The 22,642-nt window shown below is 62.3% G+C and carries 22 protein-coding genes, 1 other RNA gene and 1 pseudogene; 14 read left to right on the top strand and 10 right to left on the bottom strand.

Annotated features, from left to right (window positions below):
* The first annotated feature begins 11 nt into the window (after positions 1-11).
* The 5 genes and pseudogenes from GN234_RS19705 (at position 12) to GN234_RS19685 (ending at position 4,243) form a co-directional block, all read left to right on the top strand.
* Positions 12-350 carry a hypothetical protein gene (locus GN234_RS19705; protein WP_109752561.1) on the top strand — a complete coding sequence of 113 codons (339 nt, stop codon included), beginning with the start codon at positions 12-14 and terminating at the stop codon, positions 348-350.
* 144 nt (positions 351-494) lie between these two features.
* Positions 495-2,279 carry a GspE/PulE family protein gene (locus GN234_RS19700; RefSeq protein WP_109752563.1) on the top strand — a complete coding sequence of 595 codons (1,785 nt, stop codon included), beginning with the start codon at positions 495-497 and terminating at the stop codon, positions 2,277-2,279.
* Positions 2,280-2,476: 197 nt separating this feature from the next.
* Complete coding sequence (locus tag GN234_RS19695; RefSeq protein ID WP_014340768.1) at positions 2,477-3,397, top strand: SPFH domain-containing protein; 921 nt, start codon at positions 2,477-2,479, stop codon at positions 3,395-3,397.
* A 9-nt stretch (positions 3,398-3,406) separates the two neighbouring features.
* Positions 3,407-3,856 carry an NfeD family protein gene (locus tag GN234_RS19690; RefSeq protein ID WP_109752565.1) on the top strand — a complete coding sequence of 150 codons (450 nt, stop codon included), beginning with the start codon at positions 3,407-3,409 and terminating at the stop codon, positions 3,854-3,856.
* 65 nt (positions 3,857-3,921) lie between these two features.
* Positions 3,922-4,243 (top strand): annotated as a pseudogene (locus GN234_RS19685) (DUF2388 domain-containing protein).
* A gap of 181 nt (positions 4,244-4,424) precedes the next feature.
* On the opposite strand, the gene gcvH reads toward GN234_RS19685, so the two are convergent.
* The 8 genes from gcvH to GN234_RS19645 form a co-directional block, all read right to left on the bottom strand.
* Complete coding sequence (gene gcvH / locus GN234_RS19680; RefSeq protein ID WP_176688945.1) at positions 4,425-4,808, bottom strand: glycine cleavage system protein GcvH; 384 nt, start codon at positions 4,806-4,808, stop codon at positions 4,425-4,427.
* Between the two features lie 51 nt (positions 4,809-4,859).
* Positions 4,860-5,942 carry a glycine cleavage system aminomethyltransferase GcvT gene (gcvT, locus tag GN234_RS19675; RefSeq protein ID WP_109752569.1) on the bottom strand — a complete coding sequence of 361 codons (1,083 nt, stop codon included), beginning with the start codon at positions 5,940-5,942 and terminating at the stop codon, positions 4,860-4,862.
* A 155-nt stretch (positions 5,943-6,097) separates the two neighbouring features.
* Positions 6,098-7,714 carry an ABC transporter permease gene (locus GN234_RS19670; protein ID WP_176688944.1) on the bottom strand — a complete coding sequence of 539 codons (1,617 nt, stop codon included), beginning with the start codon at positions 7,712-7,714 and terminating at the stop codon, positions 6,098-6,100.
* 174 nt (positions 7,715-7,888) lie between these two features.
* Positions 7,889-8,893, bottom strand: a complete 1,005-nt coding sequence (locus GN234_RS19665) for an extracellular solute-binding protein (RefSeq protein ID WP_163856235.1) — start codon at positions 8,891-8,893, stop codon at positions 7,889-7,891.
* 225 nt (positions 8,894-9,118) lie between these two features.
* Positions 9,119-10,336: a 2-octaprenyl-3-methyl-6-methoxy-1,4-benzoquinol hydroxylase gene (locus GN234_RS19660; protein WP_176689610.1), complete on the bottom strand. Its 1,218-nt coding sequence runs from the start codon at positions 10,334-10,336 to the stop codon at positions 9,119-9,121.
* A 67-nt stretch (positions 10,337-10,403) separates the two neighbouring features.
* Positions 10,404-11,591 carry a 2-octaprenyl-6-methoxyphenyl hydroxylase gene (gene ubiH / locus GN234_RS19655; protein ID WP_109752576.1) on the bottom strand — a complete coding sequence of 396 codons (1,188 nt, stop codon included), beginning with the start codon at positions 11,589-11,591 and terminating at the stop codon, positions 10,404-10,406.
* The gene (gene pepP, locus GN234_RS19650) at positions 11,588-12,922 is read right to left on the bottom strand and encodes a Xaa-Pro aminopeptidase (protein WP_109752578.1); all 1,335 of its coding nucleotides are present in this window, start codon (positions 12,920-12,922) and stop codon (positions 11,588-11,590) included. Before pepP ends, ubiH begins: the two co-directional genes overlap by 4 nt.
* A 25-nt stretch (positions 12,923-12,947) precedes the next feature.
* Entirely contained in the window at positions 12,948-13,502 is a 555-nt protein-coding gene (locus GN234_RS19645; protein ID WP_163856228.1) for a YecA/YgfB family protein, read from the bottom strand.
* A 130-nt stretch (positions 13,503-13,632) separates the two neighbouring features.
* Between GN234_RS19645 and GN234_RS19640 the strand changes: the two genes are divergently transcribed.
* From GN234_RS19640 to GN234_RS19625, 4 genes are all read left to right on the top strand, one after another.
* Positions 13,633-13,842: a TIGR02449 family protein gene (locus GN234_RS19640; RefSeq protein ID WP_003177365.1), complete on the top strand. Its 210-nt coding sequence runs from the start codon at positions 13,633-13,635 to the stop codon at positions 13,840-13,842.
* Positions 13,839-14,156: a cell division protein ZapA gene (locus GN234_RS19635; RefSeq protein ID WP_039590276.1), complete on the top strand. Its 318-nt coding sequence runs from the start codon at positions 13,839-13,841 to the stop codon at positions 14,154-14,156. Before GN234_RS19640 ends, GN234_RS19635 begins: the two co-directional genes overlap by 4 nt.
* 30 nt (positions 14,157-14,186) lie before the next feature.
* Positions 14,187-14,366, top strand: a non-coding RNA gene (gene ssrS / locus GN234_RS19630) — 6S RNA.
* A gap of 117 nt (positions 14,367-14,483) precedes the next feature.
* Positions 14,484-15,089, top strand: coding sequence for a 5-formyltetrahydrofolate cyclo-ligase (locus tag GN234_RS19625; protein WP_109752579.1), 606 nt, complete (start codon positions 14,484-14,486; stop codon positions 15,087-15,089).
* A gap of 35 nt (positions 15,090-15,124) precedes the next feature.
* Here the strand turns inward: GN234_RS19625 and GN234_RS19620 are convergent, their stop codons facing one another.
* A complete protein-coding gene (locus tag GN234_RS19620; RefSeq protein WP_162893876.1) occupies positions 15,125-15,271 on the bottom strand; it encodes a hypothetical protein in 147 nt (48 codons plus the stop codon).
* A 194-nt stretch (positions 15,272-15,465) separates the two neighbouring features.
* Between GN234_RS19620 and GN234_RS19615 the strand changes: the two genes are divergently transcribed.
* The 4 genes from GN234_RS19615 to GN234_RS19600 all read left to right on the top strand — a co-directional run bounded on the left by GN234_RS19615 (position 15,466) and on the right by GN234_RS19600 (position 20,800).
* A complete protein-coding gene (locus GN234_RS19615; protein WP_109752580.1) occupies positions 15,466-15,915 on the top strand; it encodes an EVE domain-containing protein in 450 nt (149 codons plus the stop codon).
* Between the two features lie 81 nt (positions 15,916-15,996).
* Positions 15,997-16,962, top strand: a complete 966-nt coding sequence (locus GN234_RS19610; protein ID WP_163856224.1) for an HlyD family secretion protein — start codon at positions 15,997-15,999, stop codon at positions 16,960-16,962.
* Positions 16,959-19,682: a ribosome-associated ATPase/putative transporter RbbA gene (gene rbbA / locus GN234_RS19605; RefSeq protein WP_176688943.1), complete on the top strand. Its 2,724-nt coding sequence runs from the start codon at positions 16,959-16,961 to the stop codon at positions 19,680-19,682. The genes GN234_RS19610 and rbbA overlap by 4 nt, the downstream gene beginning before the upstream one ends.
* On the top strand, positions 19,682-20,800 hold the full coding sequence (locus GN234_RS19600) for an ABC transporter permease (protein ID WP_176688942.1): 1,119 nt from the start codon (positions 19,682-19,684) through the stop codon (positions 20,798-20,800). The genes rbbA and GN234_RS19600 overlap by 1 nt, the downstream gene beginning before the upstream one ends.
* A 67-nt stretch (positions 20,801-20,867) precedes the next feature.
* Here GN234_RS19600 and GN234_RS19595 read toward each other — a convergent pair whose 3' ends face one another.
* A complete protein-coding gene (locus tag GN234_RS19595) occupies positions 20,868-21,284 on the bottom strand; it encodes a flagellar basal body-associated protein FliL (protein WP_134926307.1) in 417 nt (138 codons plus the stop codon).
* Positions 21,285-21,434: 150 nt separating this feature from the next.
* Here GN234_RS19595 and GN234_RS19590 point away from each other — a divergent pair, with 150 nt between their 5' ends.
* Complete coding sequence (locus GN234_RS19590; protein WP_176688941.1) at positions 21,435-22,412, top strand: NADPH:quinone oxidoreductase family protein; 978 nt, start codon at positions 21,435-21,437, stop codon at positions 22,410-22,412.
* The last annotated feature ends 230 nt before the right edge of the window (positions 22,413-22,642 follow it).

Raw genomic sequence — 22,642 nt, 5'->3', positions numbered from 1 at the left:
GGAGACCGAACATGCCCCCACTCGAAGCCGTTGCCCTTGCCCCGACCCGCGCCGATGCCTGGCACGCCGCCAATACCCATTGCCGGGCGCGGTACCAACTGCTGGCCGAAGCCGAGCCGGATTTACTGTGCCGGGCGTTGAACCTGTTTGCCTTGCAGGGCCTGACGCCGCAGCAGGTTCATGTCGAGCGCCTCGACGATCTGCTGTCGCTGGACATCGTCATGGACGGGCTGAGCTGGCACCGTGCCCAAGTCATCGCGGAAAAATTACGTAACTTGATCAGCGTCTGCTCGGTGGACCTGCAAGATGCTGATATTGCACGGGTTGGGCCGGCCCAAGCAGCGGGATGAACCTCCACGGGCAAGATTTCGCAACGCATTGGTCGGGTAGTGGCCCAACGGTCCATAGGGTCGGGACTATTCTTTTGCACACCGAGCGAGGACGCCGAAGCGTCTGTATCGCGGCTTTGCTGCAATTGTCCAATAGGAACCCGCATGTCCACCAAACACGCCACTCAGGACCGCTGGCTGGACCTCAACGATCTGCTGCGCCAACTGGTCGCCCAGGGCTTCATCAGCCAGGATTCAGCCGAAACCGCGCTTAACGCCCGCCGACGCCACAGCGCCAATGCCCAGTTGCATCCCCTGGAGTTCATCGCCAACCAGCACCTGGACGACCTCAGCCGCCCCGGCAAGCGCCTGGACCTGGAGAGCCTGACCCTATGGTTGTCCCAGCAGGCCGGCCAGCCCTACATGCGCATCGACCCGTTGAAAATCAACGTCGCGGCCGTGACGCCCTTGATGTCCTATGCCTTTGCCCAGCGTCACAAGATCCTCGCGGTGGCGGTCGATCGTGACGCCGTCACCGTCGCCAGCGCGCAACCTTACGTCAGCAGTTGGGAAGCCGACCTGACCCACGTGCTCAAGCTGCCGATCAAGCGGGTGGTCGCCAACCCGGTGGACATCCAGCGCTTGAGCGTGGAGTTCTATCGCCTGGCCAAATCGGTCAGCGGCGCCACCACGGTCGACCAGCAGCCGAGCAACCTGAGCAATTTCGAACAGTTGCTCAACCTGGGTGCCAGCGACCAGGAGCCGGACGCCAATGACGCCCACATCGTCAATATCGTCGACTGGCTGTTCCAGTACGCCTTCCAGCAGCGCGCCAGTGATATCCACATCGAACCGCGCCGCGAGCAGGGCACCGTACGGTTTCGCATCGACGGGGTGCTGCACACCGTCTATCAGTTCCCGCCGCAGGTCACGATGGCGATCGTCAGCCGCCTCAAGAGCCTGGGGCGGATGAACGTCGCGGAAAAACGCAAACCCCAGGACGGCCGGGTCAAGACCAAGACCCCGGACGGCGGCGAAGTGGAATTGCGCCTGTCGACCTTGCCCACGGCGTTCGGTGAAAAAATGGTCATGCGGATCTTCGACCCGGAAGTGTTGCTCAAGGACTTCGACCAGCTCGGTTTCTCCGCCGACGACCTGCGCCGCTGGCAGGACATGACCCGCCAGCCCAACGGCATCATCCTGGTAACCGGGCCTACCGGTTCCGGCAAGACCACCACCCTCTACACCACCCTCAAGAAACTGGCGACGCCGGAAGTGAACCTCTGCACCATCGAAGACCCGATTGAAATGGTCGAGGCATCCTTCAACCAGATGCAGGTCCAGCACAACATCGACCTGAGCTTCGCTGCCGGGGTGCGGGCACTGATGCGACAAGACCCGGACATCATCATGATCGGCGAGATCCGCGACCTGGAGACCGCTGAAATGGCGATCCAGGCGGCGCTCACCGGGCACCTTGTGCTGTCGACGCTGCACACCAATGACGCGCCGAGCGCCATCAGTCGCCTGCTGGAGCTGGGTGTGCCCCATTACCTGATCAAGGCCACCGTGCTCGGGGTCATGGCCCAGCGGCTGGTGCGCACCCTATGCCCGCAGTGCAAGGCCCCCCTGACCCTGGATGAAGATGACTGGCAGACCCTGACCCGGCCCTGGCAGGCACCGCTGCCGAGCAATGCCCAACAAGCCGTCGGTTGCCTGGAATGCCGCGACACCGGTTACCGCGGCCGCGCCGGCGTCTACGAAATCATGCAACTGACCGACAGCGTCAAGGCCTTGATCCACCCCGACACCGACCTGTTGGCGGTGCGCCGCCAGGCCTTCAAGGAAGGCATGCGCAGCCTGCGCTTGTCGGGGGCACAAAAGGTGGCGGCTGGCTTGACCACAGTCGAGGAAGTGCTGCGGGTTACGCCACAGAGCGAGCAGAAGTAGTTGTGGCAGCACCTGTGGCGAGGGGATTTATCCCCGCTGTGAGAGCAAGGCTTGCCCGCGATGAAGATAACGCGGTCTCCCTGGGAAGCAAGGCGCCTGCATCGCGAGCAAGCGTTGCTCCCACATAGGGAAGATAGTGGCCGCTTGCCCTACACTCAGGGCTCACAGGTCCAACTCAATTCGCACAGGGAACCGTCATGCAGATCGGTAGCGTACTTCTACTTTTCATCGGCCTCGTGGTCGCCATCCTGTTCATGGGTTTCAAGGTCGTGCCCCAGGGCTACCAATGGACTGTCGAGCGGTTCGGGCGCTACACCAACACGCTCAAGCCCGGCCTGAACATCATCATCCCGGTGATGGATCGCATCGGGCGCAAGATCAATGTCATGGAAAGCGTACTGGACATCCCGCCCCAGGAAGTCATTACCGCCGACAACGCCACAGTGCAGATCGACGCCGTGTGCTTCTTCCAGGTGGTCAATACGGCCCAGGCGGCCTACGAGGTCAACAACCTCGAACACGCCATCCGCAACCTGTTGCAAACCAACATCCGTACCGTGCTGGGGTCCATGGAGCTGGACGCGATGCTGAGCCAGCGTGACGGTATCAACGAAAAACTGCTGCGCACCGTCGATGAAGCCACGGCGCCATGGGGCATCAAGATCACCCGGATCGAGATCAAGGACATCAGCCCACCGGCCGACCTGATGGCCGCCATGTCGGGACAAATGAAAGCCGAACGTATCAAGCGTGCCCAGATCCTCGAAGCCGAGGGCCTGCGAGCGTCGGCGATTCTCACCGCCGAAGGCAAGAAGCAGGCGCAAATCCTCGAGGCCGAGGGCAGCCGCCAGGCCGCGTTCCTGGAGTCCGAGGCCCGCGAGCGTCAGGCACAGGCCGAAGCACTGGCCACCCAGGTGGTGTCCCAGGCGATTGCCGACGGTAATGTCCAGGCCGTGAACTATTTCGTCGCGCAGAAATACATCGATGCGCTGGGCAAGCTGGCTTCGGCCAACAACAGCAAGGTGATTCTGATGCCGCTGGAAGCCAGCCAGGTCATCGGTGCGGTCGGCGGCATCGGCGAGATCGTCAGGGCCACCTTCGACAGCAAGAAAGCCTGAGGCGCGTCTATGTGGGAGTTCCTGCAACACATGTCGTATTGGGACTGGCTGGCGCTGGGCGTCATCCTGCTGATCCTTGAAGTGTTCGGCGCCGGCGGCTACTTGCTGTGGATCGGCATGGCCGCCGCCGCGGTCGGCGTGCTCACGTTCATCCTGCCGCAGATGTCGTGGGAAATGCAGTTCCTGTTGTTCGGCCTGTTCGCCATCGCAACGGCACTGTACTGGTGGCAGCGCCAGCGCAGCGCTGTGCGCCAAAGCGACCAGCCGCACCTGAACCTGCGCGGCCAGGAGCTGATCGGCAAGGTTTTCCCGGTTCATGAAGCGATTGTCGATGGCCGTGGCAAGATCAAGGTGGCCGACAGTGTCTGGCTGGCCAAGGGGCCCGAGTCGGCCGTTGGCACGCGGGTCAGGGTAGTGGCACAGGAAGGCGCGGTGCTGCAGGTGGAACGGGCTGACTGACAAGTCATGGAACTGAATAGAGGCGCAGGTAATCCAAAGTCATAGTTAACCCAGTGGAGTCACCTATCATGCGTCTCAAACTTGCTGTCGCTACCCTAGCCTTGCTGTCTCTTCCTGTTGGCTCGGCAATGGCCGACACGTTTTGGCGTAACGTCATCTCATCCGGCGCGACCACCGGATCCACCTACCTGACCTTCAAGGATCACAAGCTGATCGTCGCTGCCCAGGACGATGCCGGTAGCTTCGTTGCCAGTGATGGCGGTATTCGTGGCCCCTACCTGGAAGCGGCGATGCAAAAAAGTTCGTGCCGACAACCCAGGCCTGCAAGCCACCGACATGGAGCTGGCCAACGCGATCCTGGCGAAAAACGCCGTCGCCCAGGACTGATTCCCGCCCAATAAAAAATGCCGCTCGATTGAGCGGCATTTTTTTGCCCGGTGAACATCCCAAGGCTGCCCCCCAATATCCTGTGGGAGCGGGCTTGCTCGCGAAAGCGGCGTATCAGTCAACACTACTGAACCTGACACACCGCTTTCGCGAGCAAGCCCGCTCCCACATTAGATCCGGGTTATTCGCCGATAGCGGACTTATAGCCGGCCGCGTCGAGCAAATTGCCCAACTCGGTCTTGTCGCTTGGCTTGAGCTTGAAGATCCAGGCGCTGTACGGCTCGGAGTTCAGCAGTTCCGGCGAACCGCCCAACTCCTCGTTGACCGCGATCACTTCACCTGCAATCGGGGAATAGATATCGGAAGCGGCCTTGACCGACTCAACCACACCGGCCTGGTCATTTGCGGAAAACACCTTACCAACCTCGGGCAACTCGACAAATACCACATCGCCCAAGGCTTCCTGCGCATGATCGCTGATGCCCACGGTGACGCTACCGTCAGCTTCCAGGCGTGCCCACTCATGGCTTTCGGCAAAATGCAAATCGGTAGGGATAAAACTCATACTCTGTGTCCTCAAGAGAAGTGTCAGCGGCCAGCGGCCCGCCGCAAAAGGTTAGATCAGGGTTTTGCCATGGCGGACGAAGGTCGGCTTGACCACCCGTACCGGATACCACTTGCCGCGAATTTCTACCTCGGCACGGTCGGCGGTAGCCATCGGAACACGTGCCAGGGCGATCGACTTGCTAAGCGTAGGAGAAAAACTACCACTGGTGATCTCCCCTTCGCCAACATTGGCGATGCGAACCACCTGATGGGCGCGTAAAACGCCGCGTTCTTCCAGCACCAGCCCGACCAGTTTGTGCTGCACGCCGCTGGCAAGCTCGGTTTCCAGCGCACTGCGCCCGATGAACTGACGGTTCGCCGGTTCCCAGGCGATACTCCAGGCCATGTTCGAGGCCAGCGGGGAAACATCCTGGTGGATGTCCTGGCCGTAGAGGTTCATGCCGGCCTCCAGGCGCAAGGTATCGCGAGCGCCAAGGCCGATGGGCGAAATGCCGGCACCTACCAGGTCGTTGAAGAAACTCGGCGCCTCCTGGGCAGGCAGGACGATTTCCAGGCCATCCTCGCCGGTGTAGCCGGTCCGGGCAATGAACCATTCGCCGTCGGCGCGACCTTCGAAAGGCTTGAGTTGCTGGATGATTTGCCCACGCTGTTGCGTCACCAGTTCAGCAATCTTCTGCCGGGCCTGGGGGCCCTGGATCGCCAGCATCGCCAGTTCGGGTCGCTCATGCAGCTGCACATCGTAGTCACCGAGCTGTGCTTGCATCCAGGCCAGGTCCTGATCGCGGGTCGAGGCGTTGAAGACCAGCCGATAACCGTCTTCGACACGGTAGACGATCATGTCGTCGACGATGCCGCCGCGCTCGTTGAGCATCGCGCTGTACAGGGCACTTCCTGCGTCCTGCAAACGATCGACGTCATTGGCCAGCAAACGCTGGAGCCAGGCCTTGGCCTGGACGCCTGCGACATCGATCACGGTCATGTGGGAGACATCGAACACACCGCAGTCGCGACGCACCTGATGGTGTTCTTCGACTTGCGAGCCGTAGTGCAAAGGCATATCCCAACCGCCAAAATCGACCATCTTCGCGCCGAGGGCGAGATGAAGGTCATACAGAGGCGTACGCTGTCCCATGGGTTTCTCCTTCCGGGCTTGGCGAAGGTGCGGACGGGCACTGCGTAGCGCGAACGCCTGAAAAAAGGAGTTTTCTGACGCTCTCAGTTACCCGGTCCGACAGACGGACCGCACCGAATGCCGCGCATTGTAGCCGCATGAGGTAGGACTGGCACCTAGCTGTTTCGATGGGCCGAACGTCGTATCAATCCGATGACCGGCAATAACCCAACCAACACCAGGGTCAGCGCCGGCAGCGCGGCCCGGGCCCACTCCCCTTCGCTGGTCATTTCGAAGATCCGCACCGCCAGCGTGTCCCAGCCGAACGGGCGCATCAGCAGGGTCGCGGGCATTTCCTTGAGCACGTCGACGAACACCAGCAACGCCGCGCTCAAGGTGCCGGGCAACAGCAACGGCAGATACACTTTGAAAAACAGTCGTGGCCCACTGACCCCAAGGCTGCGTGCCGCTTCGGGCAAGGACGGGCGAATTCGCGCCAGGCTGCTCTCCAACGGTCCGTAGGCCACGGCCAGGAAGCGCACCAGATACGCCAGCAACAGTGCCGACAGGCTGCCCAGCAACAACGGCTTGCCTGCACCGCCGAACCAGGTCGACAGCGGGATGACCAGCTCACGGTCCAGAAAGCTGAATGCAAGCATGATCGACACCGCCAGCACCGAACCGGGCAAGGCATAGCCCAGGTTCGCCAGGCCGACGCCAGCACGAATGGGGCGGGTCGGCGCGAGCCGCCGGGCGAACGCCAGCAACAAGGCGACGCAAACGGTGATCAGGGCGGCCAGGCCTCCCAGGTAGAGGGTGTGAAGGATCAGCCCGGCATAACGCTCGTCCAGGTCAAAGCGACCGCGCTGCCAGAACCACACCACCAACTGCACCACCGGAATGACAAATGCACAGGCAAAGACCAGGAAGCACCAACTGCTGGCTGCCACGGCCTTGAGGCCGCGCAACGTGTACAGAGCCTTGACCCGGGGCGGCTCGTTACTGGCTCGGTGGGCACCGCGGGCCCGGCGTTCACCGTAGAGCACCAGCATCACTGCCAACAACAACAGGCTGGCCAGTTGGGCGGCGCTGGAGAGGCTGAAGAAGCCGTACCAGGTCTTGTAGATGGCGGTGGTGAAGGTGTCGAAGTTGAAGACCGATACCGCGCCGAAATCCGCCAGAGTTTCCATCAGCGCCAGCGCCACGCCCGCACCGATAGCCGGCCGGGCCATCGGCAACGCCACGCGCCAGAACGCCTGCCACGGCGACTGCCCCAGCACCCGGGCGGCTTCCATCAAGCCCTTGCCCTGGGCCAGGAAGGCACTTCGCGCCAGCAGATAGACATAAGGGTAAAACACCAGGACCAGCACCAGGATCACCCCGCCGGTGGAGCGCACCCGGGGCAGGCGCAGGCCGCTGCCGAACCATTCACGCATCAGCGTCTGCACGGGGCCTGAAAAATCCAGCAGCCCAACGAAGACAAACGCCAACACATAGGCTGGAATCGCAAACGGCAGCATCAACGCCCAGTCGAGCCAACGTCGCCCCGGGAACTCACACAGGCTGGTGAGCCAGGCGAGGCTGACACCCAGTAACGTCACCCCGACACCCACCCCGAGGATCAACGTGAGGGTATTGCCCAACAGACGTGGCATCTGGGTGTCCCACAGATGGGACCAGATCTGTTGGTCGATGCTCTGCCAGGACAGCAGCAGGACGCTCAGGGGCATCAGGACCAGCGCGGCGATGGCGAAGACCAGGGGGTACCAGCGGCGTTGGGCGGGGTGGGCCAAGGAAAACTCTCATTAAACAAATAGTCACGTGGCGAGGGAGCTTGCTCCCGCTGGGCTACGAAGTAGACCCCAAAGTTCCGGACCATGGCCCGCAGATACTCTGGGAGGGCTTCGCCCTCCAGCGGGAGCAAGCTCCCTCGCCACATGTTATCAATGAACTGAACAGGACTGGTCTCAGTTCCAGCCAGCGCGATCCATCATGCGAATGGCTTCAGCCTGGCGTTTACCCGCGACTTCCACCGGCAGGGTATCGGCCTTGAACTTGCCCCAGGCTGCCACTTCCTTGGAAGGCTCCACCTTCGGATTGGCCGGGAACTCCTGGTTCACGTCGGCGAAGATGCTCTGCGCCTCTGGCGTGGTCATCCATTCCACCAGCTTCTTCGCGGCCTCCGGATGCGGTGCATGCTTGGTCAAGCCAATACCCGAAAGGTTGATGTGCACGCCACGGTCGGCCTGGTTCGGCCAGAACAGCTTCACCTTCAGGTCCGGCTTCTGCTGGTGCAAGCGGCCGTAGTAGTAGGTGTTGACGATGCCGACATCGCACTGGCCAGCATTGATCGCTTCAAGCAGTGCAGTGTCGTCGGAGAACACGTCGGTGGACAGGTTCCTGACCCAGCCCTTGAGGATTTCCTCGGTTTTTTCCGCCCCGTGGGTTTCGATCAGCGTGGCGGTCAGGGACTGGTTGTAGACCTTTTTCGAGGTCCTCAGGCACAAGCGGCCTTCCCACTCTTTGCCAGCCAACGCTTCATAGGTGGTCAATTCGTTCGGTTTAACCCGGTCGGTGGAGTAGACAATGGTCCGGGCCCGCAGGCTCAAACCGGTCCAGGCGTGGGAAGAAGCACGGTATTGAGAGGGGATGTTGGCGTCGATCACCGGGGAGGTGAACGGCTGGAGAATGCCCATCTGCTCGGCCTGCCAGAGGTTGCCGGCGTCGACGGTGAGCAGCAGGTCGGCGGTGGCGCTCTCGCCTTCGGCCTTGATCCGCTGCATCAGCGGCGCTTCCTTGTCGGTGATGAACTTCACCGACACGCCGGTCTTCTTGGTATAGGCATCGAAGACTGGCTTGATCAGCTCGTCGATACGCGAGGAGTAGACCACCACCTCATCGGCGGCCTGGGCAGCAGTCGTACCGATCAGGGTCAAGGCGAGGGCGGACAGCAGGCGCTTGGGTGCCGACATGGAGGCGGTCTCTCGAGGATGAAGTGCGCAAATGATAAGGACTCACATTTGGCTTCTCAATCGAACAGTGGGTGGACACATTTCCAAATGTTGCAGCTATGAGATGTGCTGTGTTTTTGCATCCGCAATCGCGGGCAAGCCTTGCTCCCACAAAAGCTCGTCCCACAATGCACACCAGTGGGAGCAAGGCTTGCCCGCGATGAGGCCTTTGGCCCCAACAAAAATCTAAGCCTTGGCCAAATCCGGCAAATCCCCAATCAACCCCAGCGCTTCGCGCACGAACAGCGCCTTGGCCTCAGGCATGCGGTCTACCAGCTTCAGCCCGGTATTACGCAACCAGCGCACCGGCAACGGATCGGCCTGGAACAACCGCTCGAACCCCTCCATGGCCGCCATCAGTGCCAGGTTATGGGGCATGCGTCGCCGCTCGTAGCGGCTCAACACCTTCACATCCGCCAGCCGTTCGCCACGTCCAGCCGCTTGCAACAGCACTTCGGCCAGTACGGCGGCGTCGAGGAAACCCAGGTTCACGCCCTGCCCGGCCAAAGGGTGAATGGTATGGGCGGCGTCGCCGATCAGCGCCAGCCCTTCGGCCACGTAACGCTTGGCATGCCGTTGGCGCAGGGGCACGCAAAGTCGCGGGTCGGCACTCACGACCGTACCGAGCAGGCCTTCGAAGGCCCGTTCCAGTTCGTTGCAGAACGCTGTGTCGTCGAGCGCCATCAAGCGTTGCGCTTCACCAGGGGTGGTGGACCAGACGATCGAGCACCAGTCGTGCTGGCCATCACGCTCAAGTGGCAGGAACGCCAGCGGACCGTTGTCGGTGAAGCGCTGCCATGCCGTCATTCGATGGGGCCGGGCGCTACGCACGCTGGTGACGATGGCGTGGTGCAGGTAATCCCATTCCCTCGTCGCCACACCGGTCAGGCGCCGCACAGCTGAATTCGCGCCGTCGGCGGCAATCACCAGCGGTGCTCGCAAGGTACGGCCATCGGCCAGGGTCAGCAGCCAGTCGTCACCGGAACGGCGCATCTGTTCCAGCCGGGCATTGGCCAGCAGGCCCAGGTCGCAGTCATGCAATCGATCCAGCAAGGCGTCCTGCACGACGCGGTTTTCAACGATGTGCCCAAGCGCCTCGGCATGCAGGCTGGCGGCCGAAAAATGGATCTGCCCAGTGCCGCTGCCGTCCCAGACGTGCATATCGGTGTAGGGGCTGGCCCGCCGGGCGGTGATACCGTCCCAGACGCCCAGGCGATCGAGAATCCGCTGGCTGGCCGTCGACAAGGCACTGACCCGGGGCTCGAACGCGGCCTGGGCATCGAAGGGTTTGACGCTCATCGGGCTGCCGTCGAGCAGCAGCACTTGCAGGCCACTGCCCTGCAACGCCAGCGCCAGGGCGCTGCCGACCATACCGGCGCCGACAATCAGCAGATCTGCACGCAATTCCATGCTCTAAGCCTGTTTTGCTGGCGACATCAGCCGCCCATGAAAAGAAATGACAGCCCCGTCCTCAAACATCGGGACGCGTCCCCAGCCCCATGGCCTGGCGGGCGAACCAACGCTTGGCCGGAGGCAGCAGGTCGAGGCCCAGCAGGCCGAGGTTACGCCCCAGGGACACCAATGGCAGGCTGCTGGCGAACAAGCGCGTGACCTGGTCGGAAAACCCGACGGTCAGGGCCTGATCCATTCGCTGGCGCTCGCGGTAGGCTTGCAGCACGGCAAAATCCCCAGGCTCGCTTTCGCTGTCGAGCAAGGCATCGGCCAGGGCCTGGGCGTCGCGCAGGGACAGGTTGAACCCCTGCCCGGCAATCGGGTGCAGGCTGTGGGCGGCGTTGCCGAGGATCGCCAAGTGCGGACGTACCTGCTCTTCGGCCTCCACCAGTGCCAGCGGATACAGATGTCGCACGCCCACCTGCTTCAGCGTACCCAGGCGATAACCGAACACACCCTGCAATTCGCTGAGGAAGCTGCGCTCGTCGAGGGCCGCCAGCCGTTGCGCGTCCATGCCCTGACGGGTCCAGACCAGCGCGCAACGATTCTCCGGCAGCGGCAACAAGGCCATCGGGCCGTCATCGGTGAAGCGTTCGAAGGCCATGCCGTTGTGGGCTTCGCTGGGGGTGATGTTGGCAATCAACGCACTCTGGTCATAAGGCCGATTACGCACGCCGACGCCCAGTTGCTCGCGCAGCCCGGAGCGGCCGCCATCAGCCAGTACGGCAAGGTCGCACTCCAGGGTGGTTTCGTCGTCGAGGGTCAGGCGATAACCGCCGACCAGCGGTTCCATCCGAGTGACCTGCGCCGGGCAGCGCCAACTGACCACTTCGTTATCCAGAGCTTGCCACAGGCACTGTCCGAGCCAGGCGTTCTCCACCACGTAACCCAGGGCCGGCACGCCTTCTTCCATGGCCGACAGGCGCGCCGTGGAGAATCGCCCGCGATCGGAAACGTGGATCTGTTTGATCGGCTCGGCGCGACGGGAAATTTCCTGCCAGACGCCCAAGCGTTGATAGATCTGCCGGGCCCCGTAGGACAACGCCGAAGAACGGGCGTCGTAGCTCGGCTGCCAGGCATGGCCGGGGGCGAAGGGCTCGATCAGCATGATCTTCCAGCCCCGGGCCTTGGCACCGGCCTGCAGCGCCAGGGCCAGGCTCGCACCGACCAGGCCGCCGCCAATGATCGCCAAGTTGACCCGGCTCATGCCGCTTGAGTCCGGGCGGCGGCCATCAGGGCCTCGATGTCGGCGACCGTTTTCGGCACGCCCTGGCTCAGGATTTCACAACCGGTTTTGGTCACTACCACGTCATCCTCGATGCGCACGCCAATGCCGCGCCATTTTTTCGCTACGCTGCGGTTGTTCGGGCTGATGTAGATGCCCGGCTCCACCGTCAGGGTCATGCCGATCTCCAGTACCCGCCACTCGCCGCCGACCCGGTACTCGCCCACGTCATGCACGTCCATGCCCAGCCAGTGGCCGGCGCGGTGCATGTAGAACGCCCGGTAGGCTTCGCTGGCGATCAGCTCGTCCACTTCGCCTTGCAGCAACCCCAGGCGCACCAGGCCTTCGGTAATGACCCGGACTGTCGCTTCATGGGCCTGGTTCCAATGCTTGTCCGGCGCGATCTGGGCAAACGCGGCTTCCTGGGCGGCCAGCACCACTTCGTAGATCGCCTTCTGCTCGGGTGAAAACTTGCCACTGACCGGCCAGGTACGGGTGATATCGCTGGCATAGCAGTCGATTTCACAGCCGGCGTCGATCAGCACCAGATCGCCATCCTTGAGCGGCGCGTCGTTCTGCTGGTAATGCAGGATGCAGCTGTTGCGCCCCGACGCGACGATCGAGCCATAGGCCGGCATCTTCGCCCCGCCCTTGCGGAACTCATAATCGAGCTCGGCTTCGAGGCTGAATTCATGCAGCCCCGGGCGAGCCGCCTGCATCGCCCGGACATGCGCCTGGGCGGAAATCCGCGCCGCTTCGCGCATCACTTTCACTTCTGCCGCCGATTTATACAGGCGCATGTCATGCAGCAGATGATCCAGGGCAACGAATTCGTTCGGCGGCTGGGCACCGAGGTGAGCCTTGGAGCGAATCACGTTGATCCACTCCATCAGGTGTCGGTCGAATTCAGGGTTGCTGCCCATGGCCGAATACACCCGGTCGCGGCCTTCGATCAGGCCCGGCAGGATGTCGTCGATGTCGGTGATGGGAAATGCGTCGTCGGCACCGTAGTCACGGATCGCGCCTTCCTGGCCGGCGCGCAGGCCATCCCACAACTCACGTTCGGCGTTGCGCTCGCGACAAAAGAGGATGTATTCGCCATGGGCCCGACCGGGCATCAGCACCAGCACCGCTTGCGGTTCGGGAAAGCCGCTGAGGTACTGGAAGTCGCTGTCCTGGCGGTAGACGTGCTCGACGTCGCGGTTGCGGATCGCAACGGCGGCGGCGGGCAGGATTGCGATGCTGTTGGGTTCCATCTGCGCCATCAGGGCCTTGCGGCGACGGCTGTATTCCGATTTCGGGATATGAATCATGGGCAGACGGTGTTCCCTCTAAAAATTAATGCAAGGATGGCTTGGGGGCCGCTGCATCGGTTTTCTTGGTCTCGGTGAACAGCAGCAATGGCGCGACCCGCAGGTACTCCATCACTTCCATGTAGTCGCTTTCGCCGTCATCGGACTCTTCCAGGGCATCCTGGACCTGGGAGATCGCCGCCAAGTCCTGCAACACTTCCTTGGCCTCTTCGCTCAAGGCGTATTCGCGGCGGGTCAAGCCAAAGCCGGCGAGGAAGCCCTGGCACCACTGGCCCAGCGCAGCGGCGCGTTCGGCCAGGGGGGCGTCGTCAGTGGGCAGCAGCAGGACGACGGTCATGTCGTCGCTGGTCAGTTCGCCCTTGACCATTTCCTGCAGGCCGATGAGCGCGTTACGGACGTTGTCCGCCGGCTCGCCTTCCAGCAGCTCGGCGGCGTCGGCCAACCAGCCGTTGGCATCGAAACCGGCGCCGGCGCAGCTGCGACCGAGCAGCAGGCCATGCAGTTCGGCAGGCGAGACAGGATGACCGCTGGTGCTCAGCAGGGTGGCGAATGCTTGATACGGGGAATTCTGAATGGGCATGGGTAGCTAGGCGCCAGACGGCGCTATGTCTAGAATGGAGGCCTTGTATCCTACATCGACAGACTCGCCAAGACTATCAGAGGCTGTACGACCTACATCCCTCCATCAGACACAATCTTCAGTGGACACAATGGAAGACACCGACCTGCAAGCGCTGATGGCCAGACTCGAGTTGCTAATTGACCGGGTCGAGCAACTTAAGAGCCAAAACGGACTCCTATTAGCTCAGGAAAAGACCTGGCGCGAGGAACGCGCGCACCTCATTGAAAAAAACGAAATCGCCCGGCGTAAGGTCGAATCGATGATTTCGCGCCTCAAGGCCCTGGAGCAAGACTCATGAGTTCAAGCAATAGCGTTACCGTGCAGATCCTCGACAAAGAATATTCGATCATCTGCCCCCAGGAAGAGCGCAGCAACCTGGTGAGCGCCGCCCGTTACCTGGACGGCAAGATGCGCGAGATCCGCAGCAGCGGCAAAGTCATCGGCGCCGACCGCATCGCCGTGATGGCCGCCTTGAACATCACCCACGACCTGTTGCATCGCCAGGATACGCCAGACGTACAGGTCAGCGGCTCGACCCGTGAACAGGTGCGCGACCTGCTCGATCGGGTGGATCTGGTGCTCGCCACCGATCCAGACGTCAGCAAGGGCTGATTCGCGAGGCTGCCTGGGGTATACTCGCCTCACTCCCTGGGGTGCTTGCCAGTTGGTGATGTCCCTGAGCCGATACGCACAACCACGGGGGTTGCACGTTGGGGCCGGTGTGCATGTCCGCTTGACGGAAAGCCTTAACGCCCCCTGCAACTTCCACCTTGAACTTTCGGGTTCAAGGGCTAAGCCGACAGCGGTTCATCCGGGGAGCCTGACTCCAGACAATGCCAGTCTATGCGGACTGGCATTGTCGTTTCTGGCGCAGGCATTTCTGAGCGTCCTGTTTTGCGGTTACGCTGTGCTCCGTCGCCGACTCCGTGAAGCATCGATATGACCGAACCCGCGCTGCTGCCCCGCCCGCAACTTCGACGCCTGCTGCGCCAGGCCCGTCGTGCCCTGACACCCGCCCAGCAACGGCAAGCCGCCCGCGGGCTGTACAGACAACTGGCCCAGCATCCGCTGTTTCGCCGTGCGAAACACATCGCCCTGTACCTGCCCAACGACGGTGAGATCGACCCGCGCCTGCTGCTGCGCGCGGCCCAGCGCCGGGGCAAGGCCACTTATCTGCCGGTGCTCAGCCCGTGGCCACAGACCAAGATGGTGTTCCAGCGCATCCACGCCGGCGAAAAAATGCAGCCCAACCGCTTTCGTATTCCTGAACCGCGCAAGAACATCGCCCGCCAGCGCAAGGTCTGGACATTGGATCTGGTGTTGTTGCCACTGGTGGGGTTCGACGATGCGGGAGGCCGGCTGGGCATGGGCGGTGGCTTTTATGACCGTAGCCTGGCGTATCTGGCGCGACGCAAGCAGTGGCGCAAGCCGACGCTATTGGGGCTGGCCCATGAATGCCAGAAAGTCGAACGATTGGCGCAGGCAAGCTGGGACGTGCCGCTGCAGGGAACGGTCAGCGACAGGCATTGGTATATCGCGGGGTAGGCGCCGCGGTAATCAGCGGCGCCAGGAAAGCAGGCTCAGCGTTTGAGCGATGGCGCGGGTTGGGTGATATCCACCGGCGCCTCGGTCTTGTTGGCCCACAGGCTTTGGGCGTAACCCGTGGTCACGACACCCAGACCGAACAGAATGACCAAGATCCACAACAAATCCGGTTTGCGTTTCATCGATTGCCCCCCTCAAGGCATATCACACACGATGACAGCAGCGGTTTTCTTATTGGCCGTGCAGCAGCGTCAAGCTTGGAAGGCCGGCATTTTGCGGCAACCTGCGGCGACACGCAAACTCTGGCGTCAACCGACTGTCGGTTTGTCATAAAATCGCTGAACTATTTTTTCAACACCGCCAAGGAGTAGCAATCATGGCCTATTGGCTGATGAAATCCGAGCCCGACGAATTATCCATCCAAGGTTTGGAAAAACTCGGCCAGGCCCGCTGGGACGGGGTTCGCAACTACCAGGCGCGTAATTTCCTGCGGGCCATGGCGGTGGACGATGCGTTCTTTTTCTATCACTCCAGCTGCCCCGAGCCAGGCATTGCCGGAATCGGCCGGATCGTCCGCGCGGCCTACCCTGACCCAACGGCGCTGGAATCCGACAGCCATTACTTCGACCCCAAGGCCAGTCCGGATAAAAACCCCTGGACCGCGATCGACGTGGCCCATGTCGAGACCTTCCCCCGCGTGCTGAAGCTCGACTACCTCAAGCAACAGACTGCCCTGGCTGAAATGCCGCTGGTGCAGAAAGGCTCGCGGCTGTCGGTGATGCCTGTCACGGCCGAACAATGGGCAGCGGTCATTGCGCTACGCTGATCGCCGATGAGTTGATGGATATCAAGCGCGGTCGGTCGTTGATCCTGCAGACTTCGATGCTACAGCCGCAGGATGCCGGACATGTCGACGAACCATCGTACCTCTCGCTTTTTTGCCCTCGCCTTGATGACCGTGTTGCTGGCCGCCGGCGGTTTCGGCTATTGGAAATCGCGCCACGATCGCCTGCCGGAAGGCCTGAGCATGGGCAACGGCCGCCTTGAGGCCACCGAGGTCCAGATCGCCAGCAAGACTCCCGGGCGCCTGGCCGAAGTTCAGGTCGACGAAGGCGACAACGTCATCAAGGGCCAAGTGCTGGCGCGCATGGACACCCGCACCCTGGAGGCCCAGCGCAACCAGGCCGAGGCCGAAGTCGTGCGGGCCCGGCAGAACCTCGCCGCCACCGAAGCCAACGTGCAACTGCGCCAGAGCGAACAATTGCTCGCCCATCAAGAACTCAAGCGAACCCAGGAACTGTTCAAGCGCGGTTACGCCAGCGGCCAGGTCCTCGACCAGCAACAAGCCAGCGTCGACACCGCCAACGCTGCGGTCAACGCCGCCCGGGCCCAGGTATCGGCGGCGAATGCGGCCATCGGCGCGACCCTGGCCCAGGTGGCCCAGCTCACCAGCGAAATAGATGACAGTACGTTGCGCGCGCCCCTCGACGGTGTGATCCAGTTGCGCCTGGCCGAGCCCGGTGAAGTGCTGGGGGCAGGCGGTCGAGTATTGCTGATGATCGATCCGAACGACCAATACATGAACCTCTATCTGCCGGCGTCGGTAGCGGGGAAATTGGCAGTGGGCGACGAAGCGCGGCTGTTGCTCGACGCCCTGCCCGAGCGACCGTTACCAGCCAAGATCAGCTTCGTCGCGGCCAAATCCCAGTTCACCCCGAAAGAAGTCGAGACCCGTGATGAGCGGCAGAAACTGGTGTTCCGCGTCAAAGTCCGCCTGACCCGCCCCGGCGAAGTGCCCCAGGCCAAACCCGGCATGCCCGGCGCCGGCTATGTACGCACCGCCCCCATCGACTGGCCGGCCAACTTGCAATGAACGCCTCCGCCGGCGAGGTAGTGCACGCCTCGGGTCTCGAACACCGCTACGGCCAGCATGTGGCGCTGAGCGATATTACCTTCAGCCTGCCCGCCGGCACTCGCTGCGGCCTGATCGGCCCGGACGGTGCCGGCAAATCGAGCCTGCTGGGGCTGATTGCCGGGGTGAAGAAGCTCCAGCACGGCCAACTGGACGTGCTCGGCGCCTCGATCGATGATCGACGCCATCGCAGCACCCTCTACCGACGCATTGCCTTCATGCCTCAAGGGCTGGGGGGCAACCTTTACCCGGACCTGTCGATACGCGAGAACATTCAGTTCTTCGGCACGCTGTTCGGGCTATCACGGGCTGAATGCGAACAACGCATGGGCACCTTGCTGCTGGCCACCGATCTGCAGCGTTTTGCCGACCGCCCGGCGGGCAAACTGTCCGGCGGCATGAAACAAAAGCTCGGCCTGTGTTGCGCGCTGATCCATGAACCGGACCTGCTGATTCTCGATGAACCCACCACGGGTGTGGACCCGCTGTCCCGCCGACGCTTCTGGGAACTGATCGAGGACGTGCGCCGACAACGGCCGCAACTGACCCTGCTGGTCGCCACGGCGTACATGGAAGAGGCCGAGCAATTCGAGCACTGCCTGATGCTCGACAATGGTCGCTTGATCGCCAAGGGCTTGAGTGCGGAACTGGCCAAGGTTTCACCGGACGGCAAGCTCGATTCGGCCTTCACCCATTTCCAGGGCGACAGCGGCCATGACGCCGAACCGCTGGTGATCCCCCCCAGGACCGCCAACACTACCGACATTGCCATCCAGGCCCACGACCTCACCTTGCGCTTTGGCGATTTCACCGCTGTCGATAACGTCAGCTTCGCGATTGGTCGCGGTGAAATCTTTGGCTTCCTGGGTTCCAACGGTTGCGGCAAGACCACCACCATGAAGGTGCTGACCGGGCTGATCCCCGCCAGCGAAGGCAGTGCCCGGCTGCTGGGCAACCCGGTCAACGCCAAGGACCTCGCCACCCGCAAGCGAGTGGGGTTCATGTCCCAGAGCTTTTCGCTCTATGGCGAACTGAGCGTGCGCCAGAACCTGGAACTGCACGCCAAGCTGTTCGATCTGCCCACTGCGGACAGCCGCCAGCGCATCGACGAACTGATCCAGCGCTTCAACCTCCAGGAACTGGCGGACCAAACGTCCGGCGCGCTACCTCTGGGCCTGCGCCAGCGTCTGTCCTTGGCGGTGGCGGTGTTGCATCGCCCGGAAGTCCTGATCCTCGATGAGCCGACCTCAGGTGTCGATCCAGCGGCGCGGGATGATTTCTGGCGGCTGTTGATCGAGTTGTCTCGCGAACAGGGCGTGACGATTTTCCTTTCCACGCACTTCATGAACGAGGCCCAGCGCTGCGATCGCATTTCGCTGATGCACGCCGGCAAGGTCCTGGCCTGCGACACGCCAGCGGCCTTGCAGGCGCAGTTCAACGGGCAGACGCTGGAAGCCGCGTTCGTCACCTGCCTGGAAAACGCCCAGGGCCAGACGCAGCAAGACGCCGCCCCCGTGACCCTCGACAGCGCCAACGCCCCCCGGGACCGGCGCGGCCTGAGCCTCGGTCGCCTGTGGGCCGTCGCCAGCCGGGAAGGCAAGGAGCTGCTGCGCGACAAGGTGCGGATGGCATTCGCCTTGCTGGGCGCCTTGTTCATGATGGTGGTCTTCGGCTTCGGTATTTCCCTCGATGTAGAGAAACTGGCCTTCGCCGTGTATGACCAGGATCAGAGCCCGCAAAGCCGTGCCTACCTGGAAGCGTTCCGCAGCTCACGCTACTTCGAGGAGCAGCCGATCATCCGCGACGCGAAGGAGCTGCATCGACGTTTGCAGCGCTCGGAGATCAAGCTGGCCCTGGAAATCCCCCCCGGTTTCGGTCGTGACCTTTACGCCGGCCGCCAGCCGACGGTGGGCGCCTGGCTGGACGGCGGCATACCGTTTCGAGCCGAGACCAGTCGCAACTACGTCCAGGCGGTGCACCAGGCCAACCTTGAGCAACTGGTTGAATCCAGCAGCCGCGCGCCCATCCGGCAACCCAGTGCGAAGCTGGAGACGCGCTTTCGCTATAACCAGGACGTGGTCAGCGTCAACGCCATCGGCCCGGGGGTCATGGCACTGATCCTGGCATTCATTCCGGCCATGTTGACGGCGCTGGGCATCGTGCGGGAGAAGGAGCTGGGCTCGATCACCAATTTCTACGCCACGCCGCTGGCCCGCCTGGAATTCCTGCTGGGCAAACAAGCGCCCTACCTGGCGGTCAGCCTGATCAACCTCGCCCTGCTGACAGCGATGAACCGCTGGCTGTTCGGTGTGCCGTTCAAGGGCAGCGGCCTGACGCTGGCGGTGGGCGGCCTGCTCTATGTACTGGCGACCACCAGCATGGGGCTGCTGATCTCGGCGTTCACCCGCACCCAGATCGCGGCGATCCTCGGCACCATGATCATCACCAGCCTGCCGACCATCCAGTTCTCGGGGCTGATCGTGCCGCGCTCATCCCTGGAGGGTGCCGCTTCGGTGATGGGCCAGTTGTTTCCCGCTGGTTACTTCCTGGATATCGCTGTCGGCACCTTCACCAAGGCCCTGGATCTGCGCCAGCTATGGCCGCAATGCCTGACGCTGGGCGGGTTTTTCCTGGGCTTCACCGGGCTCAGCCTGATCATGCTGAAAAAGCAGGAGGCCTGATGCACACGCTTTCACATATCTGGCGTCTTGGGCTCAAGGAACTGACCAGCCTGAGGTACGACTCTGTTCTGCTGCTGTTCCTGGGCTACGCCTTCACGGTGGCGATCTACATGCCGGCCGCCGGCTCAGTGATCGGCGTGCACAACGCCAGTGTCGCCATAGTGGACGAAGACCAGAGCCATCTCTCGCGCCAACTGGCCCAGGTCCTGCAACCGCCGGAGTTCCAGAGCCCTGTGGCATTGCCCTACGCCGAACTGGACAAGGTCATGGACAGTGGCCGCTACACCTTTGTCATCAACGTGCCCGCCAACTTCCAGGCCGACCTGCTCGCAGGACGCGAACCGACGCTGCAACTCAACGTCGACGCCACGGCCATGAGCCAGGCGTTCATGGGTGCCGGCTACATCGGACGGATTTTCCAACAGGAACTGACAACCTACGCCGGCCAGGCACAAACGAACGAAGCAACGCCCGTGAGGCTGACCACGCGTTCGCTGTTCAATACCAATCTGGAAGGTGGCTGGTTCCTGGCGGTGATCCAGATCGTCAACAACATCACGATCCTGGCCATCATCCTGACGGGTACCGCGCTGCTGCGCGAGCGCGAGCACGGCACCCTCGACCACTTGCTGGTGCTGCCGCTGACAGCATTGGAAATCATGCTGGCGAAAATCTGGAGCAACCTGCTGGTGGTGGTGCTGTGCACCTGGGCGTCGCTGGAAATCATCGTCAAGTTCGCCCTGGGCGTACCACTTGCCGGCTCCATGGTGCTCTTCCTGCTGGTGACCGCACTCTACCTGTTCGCCAGTACCGCACTGGGCATCTTCCTCGCCACCCTCGCCCGTTCGACGCCGCAATTCGGTTTGCTGGCGATCCCGGTCATCATCCCGATGCTGCTGTTGTCGGGCGGCAGCACACCGCTGGACAGCATGCCGCAATGGTTGCAATGGGTGATGCAGGGCTCACCCTCGACGCATTTCGTCAGCCTCAGCGCGGCGATCCTGTTCCGTGATGCCGGCCTTGGCGTGATCTGGCCAGACCTGCTGGCACTGGCGGCCATCGGGCTGTTGTTCTTTGCAATCGCCCTGGGCCGGTTTCGGAAAAGCCTGGCGTCTTGACGAAAAAAAGCAGCCGTTGGCGGCGCCTGGATATCCTGGCACTGCCAAAGGCTGCGATAAAGGCGGTTTATTGAATGATCAGGTTGTTGAACAACAGATCGTCGACCATCGGCTTGCCGGTTTCGTCGTTCATGACCTGCTGGGTCTGCTTCAACGCTTCCTGGCGCAACTTTTCCTTGGCTTCGAGGTTGTTCATCGTCTCGGTGGTCTGCTGGGCGAACAACGCCACCAGCTGGTTACGGATCAGCGGCTCGTTGGCCTTGACCGCCGCAGCCGCGGCGTCACCGGTCACGCGCAGGGCCACATCGGCCTTGTAGACCTTCAGCTTTGCCGTGCCGTCCAAGCCATAGTTGCCCACGAACGGTGGGCTGAGGGTGATGTAACTGACCTTCGGCGCCTCGCCTTCCTTCGCTTCCTTGCCCTCTTCGGCCATCGCCGCCACAGGCAACGACAGGGCCAGCATCAACATGATCCACGCTTTCACAATTGATTCCTCATCCGGTTTGCGGCCCAGCATACCGCCCCGCCGTTCAAGCACAAGCTTATGGCCGGCTATCAGGGCGAGGCATGCTCGTTGACCCGTTGTCTCTCACACCTACACTTATCGGCCATCACTCCCAAAGGAATAGCCCTGATGAAAGCCGTGCTGTGCAAAGAATTCGGCCCCGCCGAATCGCTGGTGCTGGAAGACGTCGCCAGCCCCATCGCGAAGAAGAACGAAGTGCTGCTGGACGTGCATGCCGCGGGGGTGAATTTCCCTGACACGCTGATCATCGAGGGTAAATATCAATTCAAGCCACCCTTCCCGTTTTCCCCCGGCGGCGAAGCGGCGGGGGTCGTCAGCGCGGTGGGAGAGAAAGTCACGCACTTGAAAGTCGGCGACCGGGTGATGGCGCTGACCGGCTGGGGCAGCTTTGCCGAACAGGTGGCGGTACCAGGCTACAACGTGTTGCCGATCCCCGCGTCCATGGACTTCAACACCGCCGCCGCCTTCAGCATGACCTACGGCACTTCGATGCACGCCCTCAAGCAACGGGCCAACCTGCAGCCCGGCGAAACCCTGCTGGTGCTCGGCGCCTCCGGCGGTGTCGGCCTGGCAGCGGTGGAGATTGGCAAGGCCATGGGCGCCCGGGTCATCGCCGCCGCCAGCAGCACGGAAAAACTCGCCGTGGCCAAGGCCGCTGGCGCCGACGAGTTGATCAACTACAACGAAACCAGCCTCAAGGATGAAATCAAACGCCTTACCGACGGCCAGGGCGCCGACGTGATCTACGATCCGGTGGGCGGCGACCTGTTCGACCAGGCCATCCGCGCCATCGCCTGGAACGGTCGGCTGCTGGTGGTGGGCTTTGCCAGCGGGCGCATCCCCGAATTGCCGGTGAACCTCGCCCTGCTCAAGGGCGCCGCCGTGGTGGGCGTGTTCTGGGGCTCCTTCGCCCAACGCCAGCCCCAGGACAACGCCGCCAACTTCCAGCAATTGTTTGCCTGGTTTGCCGAGGGCAAGCTCAAGCCCCTGGTGTCGCAGGTGTACCCGCTGAGCAAGGCCGCCCAGGCGATTAATGACCTTGGGCAGCGCAAGGCGGTAGGAAAGGTGGTCGTGCAAGTGCGTTGAATGCGTCAGGGCGGTCCGGGCCTGGCGCTGCGGACCGCTACCGGCGAGCGTTCACGCGGCTCGCGAATCTCCTTCAACATCCCCCTGATGCGAGTCAGCTCAAAAAACCTGGGCTGACATCTCTTACAACGTCCTTCATTTATATCTGAGCGACATGTTCACTTAAGAACATTCGATAAGGAAAAATTTCCCCTGTTTAAGCGATAAGAAGCAATGCTATTTTCGGTAAC

This window comes from Pseudomonas bijieensis, assembly GCF_013347965.1.
GTDB lineage: Bacteria > Pseudomonadota > Gammaproteobacteria > Pseudomonadales > Pseudomonadaceae > Aquipseudomonas > Aquipseudomonas bijieensis.
This window is presented reverse-complemented; position numbering and strand designations above follow the sequence as displayed.

What these genes read in the sequence shown, in the direction of transcription:
- GN234_RS19705 (WP_109752561.1), top strand. Translation starts at nt 12, where the DNA reads ATGCCCCCACTCGAAGCCGTTGCCCTTGCCCCGACCCGCGCCGATGCC.
- GN234_RS19700 (WP_109752563.1), top strand. Translation starts at nt 495, where the DNA reads ATGTCCACCAAACACGCCACTCAGGACCGCTGGCTGGACCTCAACGAT.
- GN234_RS19695 (WP_014340768.1), top strand. Translation starts at nt 2,477, where the DNA reads ATGCAGATCGGTAGCGTACTTCTACTTTTCATCGGCCTCGTGGTCGCC.
- GN234_RS19690 (WP_109752565.1), top strand. Translation starts at nt 3,407, where the DNA reads ATGTGGGAGTTCCTGCAACACATGTCGTATTGGGACTGGCTGGCGCTG.
- gcvH (WP_176688945.1), bottom strand. Translation starts at nt 4,808, where the DNA reads ATGAGTTTTATCCCTACCGATTTGCATTTTGCCGAAAGCCATGAGTGG.
- gcvT (WP_109752569.1), bottom strand. Translation starts at nt 5,942, where the DNA reads ATGGGACAGCGTACGCCTCTGTATGACCTTCATCTCGCCCTCGGCGCG.
- GN234_RS19665 (WP_163856235.1), bottom strand. Translation starts at nt 8,893, where the DNA reads ATGTCGGCACCCAAGCGCCTGCTGTCCGCCCTCGCCTTGACCCTGATC.
- ubiH (WP_109752576.1), bottom strand. Translation starts at nt 11,591, where the DNA reads ATGAGCCGGGTCAACTTGGCGATCATTGGCGGCGGCCTGGTCGGTGCG.
- pepP (WP_109752578.1), bottom strand. Translation starts at nt 12,922, where the DNA reads ATGATTCATATCCCGAAATCGGAATACAGCCGTCGCCGCAAGGCCCTG.
- GN234_RS19645 (WP_163856228.1), bottom strand. Translation starts at nt 13,502, where the DNA reads ATGCCCATTCAGAATTCCCCGTATCAAGCATTCGCCACCCTGCTGAGC.
- GN234_RS19640 (WP_003177365.1), top strand. Translation starts at nt 13,633, where the DNA reads ATGGAAGACACCGACCTGCAAGCGCTGATGGCCAGACTCGAGTTGCTA.
- GN234_RS19635 (WP_039590276.1), top strand. Translation starts at nt 13,839, where the DNA reads ATGAGTTCAAGCAATAGCGTTACCGTGCAGATCCTCGACAAAGAATAT.
- GN234_RS19625 (WP_109752579.1), top strand. Translation starts at nt 14,484, where the DNA reads ATGACCGAACCCGCGCTGCTGCCCCGCCCGCAACTTCGACGCCTGCTG.
- GN234_RS19620 (WP_162893876.1), bottom strand. Translation starts at nt 15,271, where the DNA reads ATGAAACGCAAACCGGATTTGTTGTGGATCTTGGTCATTCTGTTCGGT.
- GN234_RS19615 (WP_109752580.1), top strand. Translation starts at nt 15,466, where the DNA reads ATGGCCTATTGGCTGATGAAATCCGAGCCCGACGAATTATCCATCCAA.
- GN234_RS19610 (WP_163856224.1), top strand. Translation starts at nt 15,997, where the DNA reads ATGTCGACGAACCATCGTACCTCTCGCTTTTTTGCCCTCGCCTTGATG.
- rbbA (WP_176688943.1), top strand. Translation starts at nt 16,959, where the DNA reads ATGAACGCCTCCGCCGGCGAGGTAGTGCACGCCTCGGGTCTCGAACAC.
- GN234_RS19600 (WP_176688942.1), top strand. Translation starts at nt 19,682, where the DNA reads ATGCACACGCTTTCACATATCTGGCGTCTTGGGCTCAAGGAACTGACC.
- GN234_RS19590 (WP_176688941.1), top strand. Translation starts at nt 21,435, where the DNA reads ATGAAAGCCGTGCTGTGCAAAGAATTCGGCCCCGCCGAATCGCTGGTG.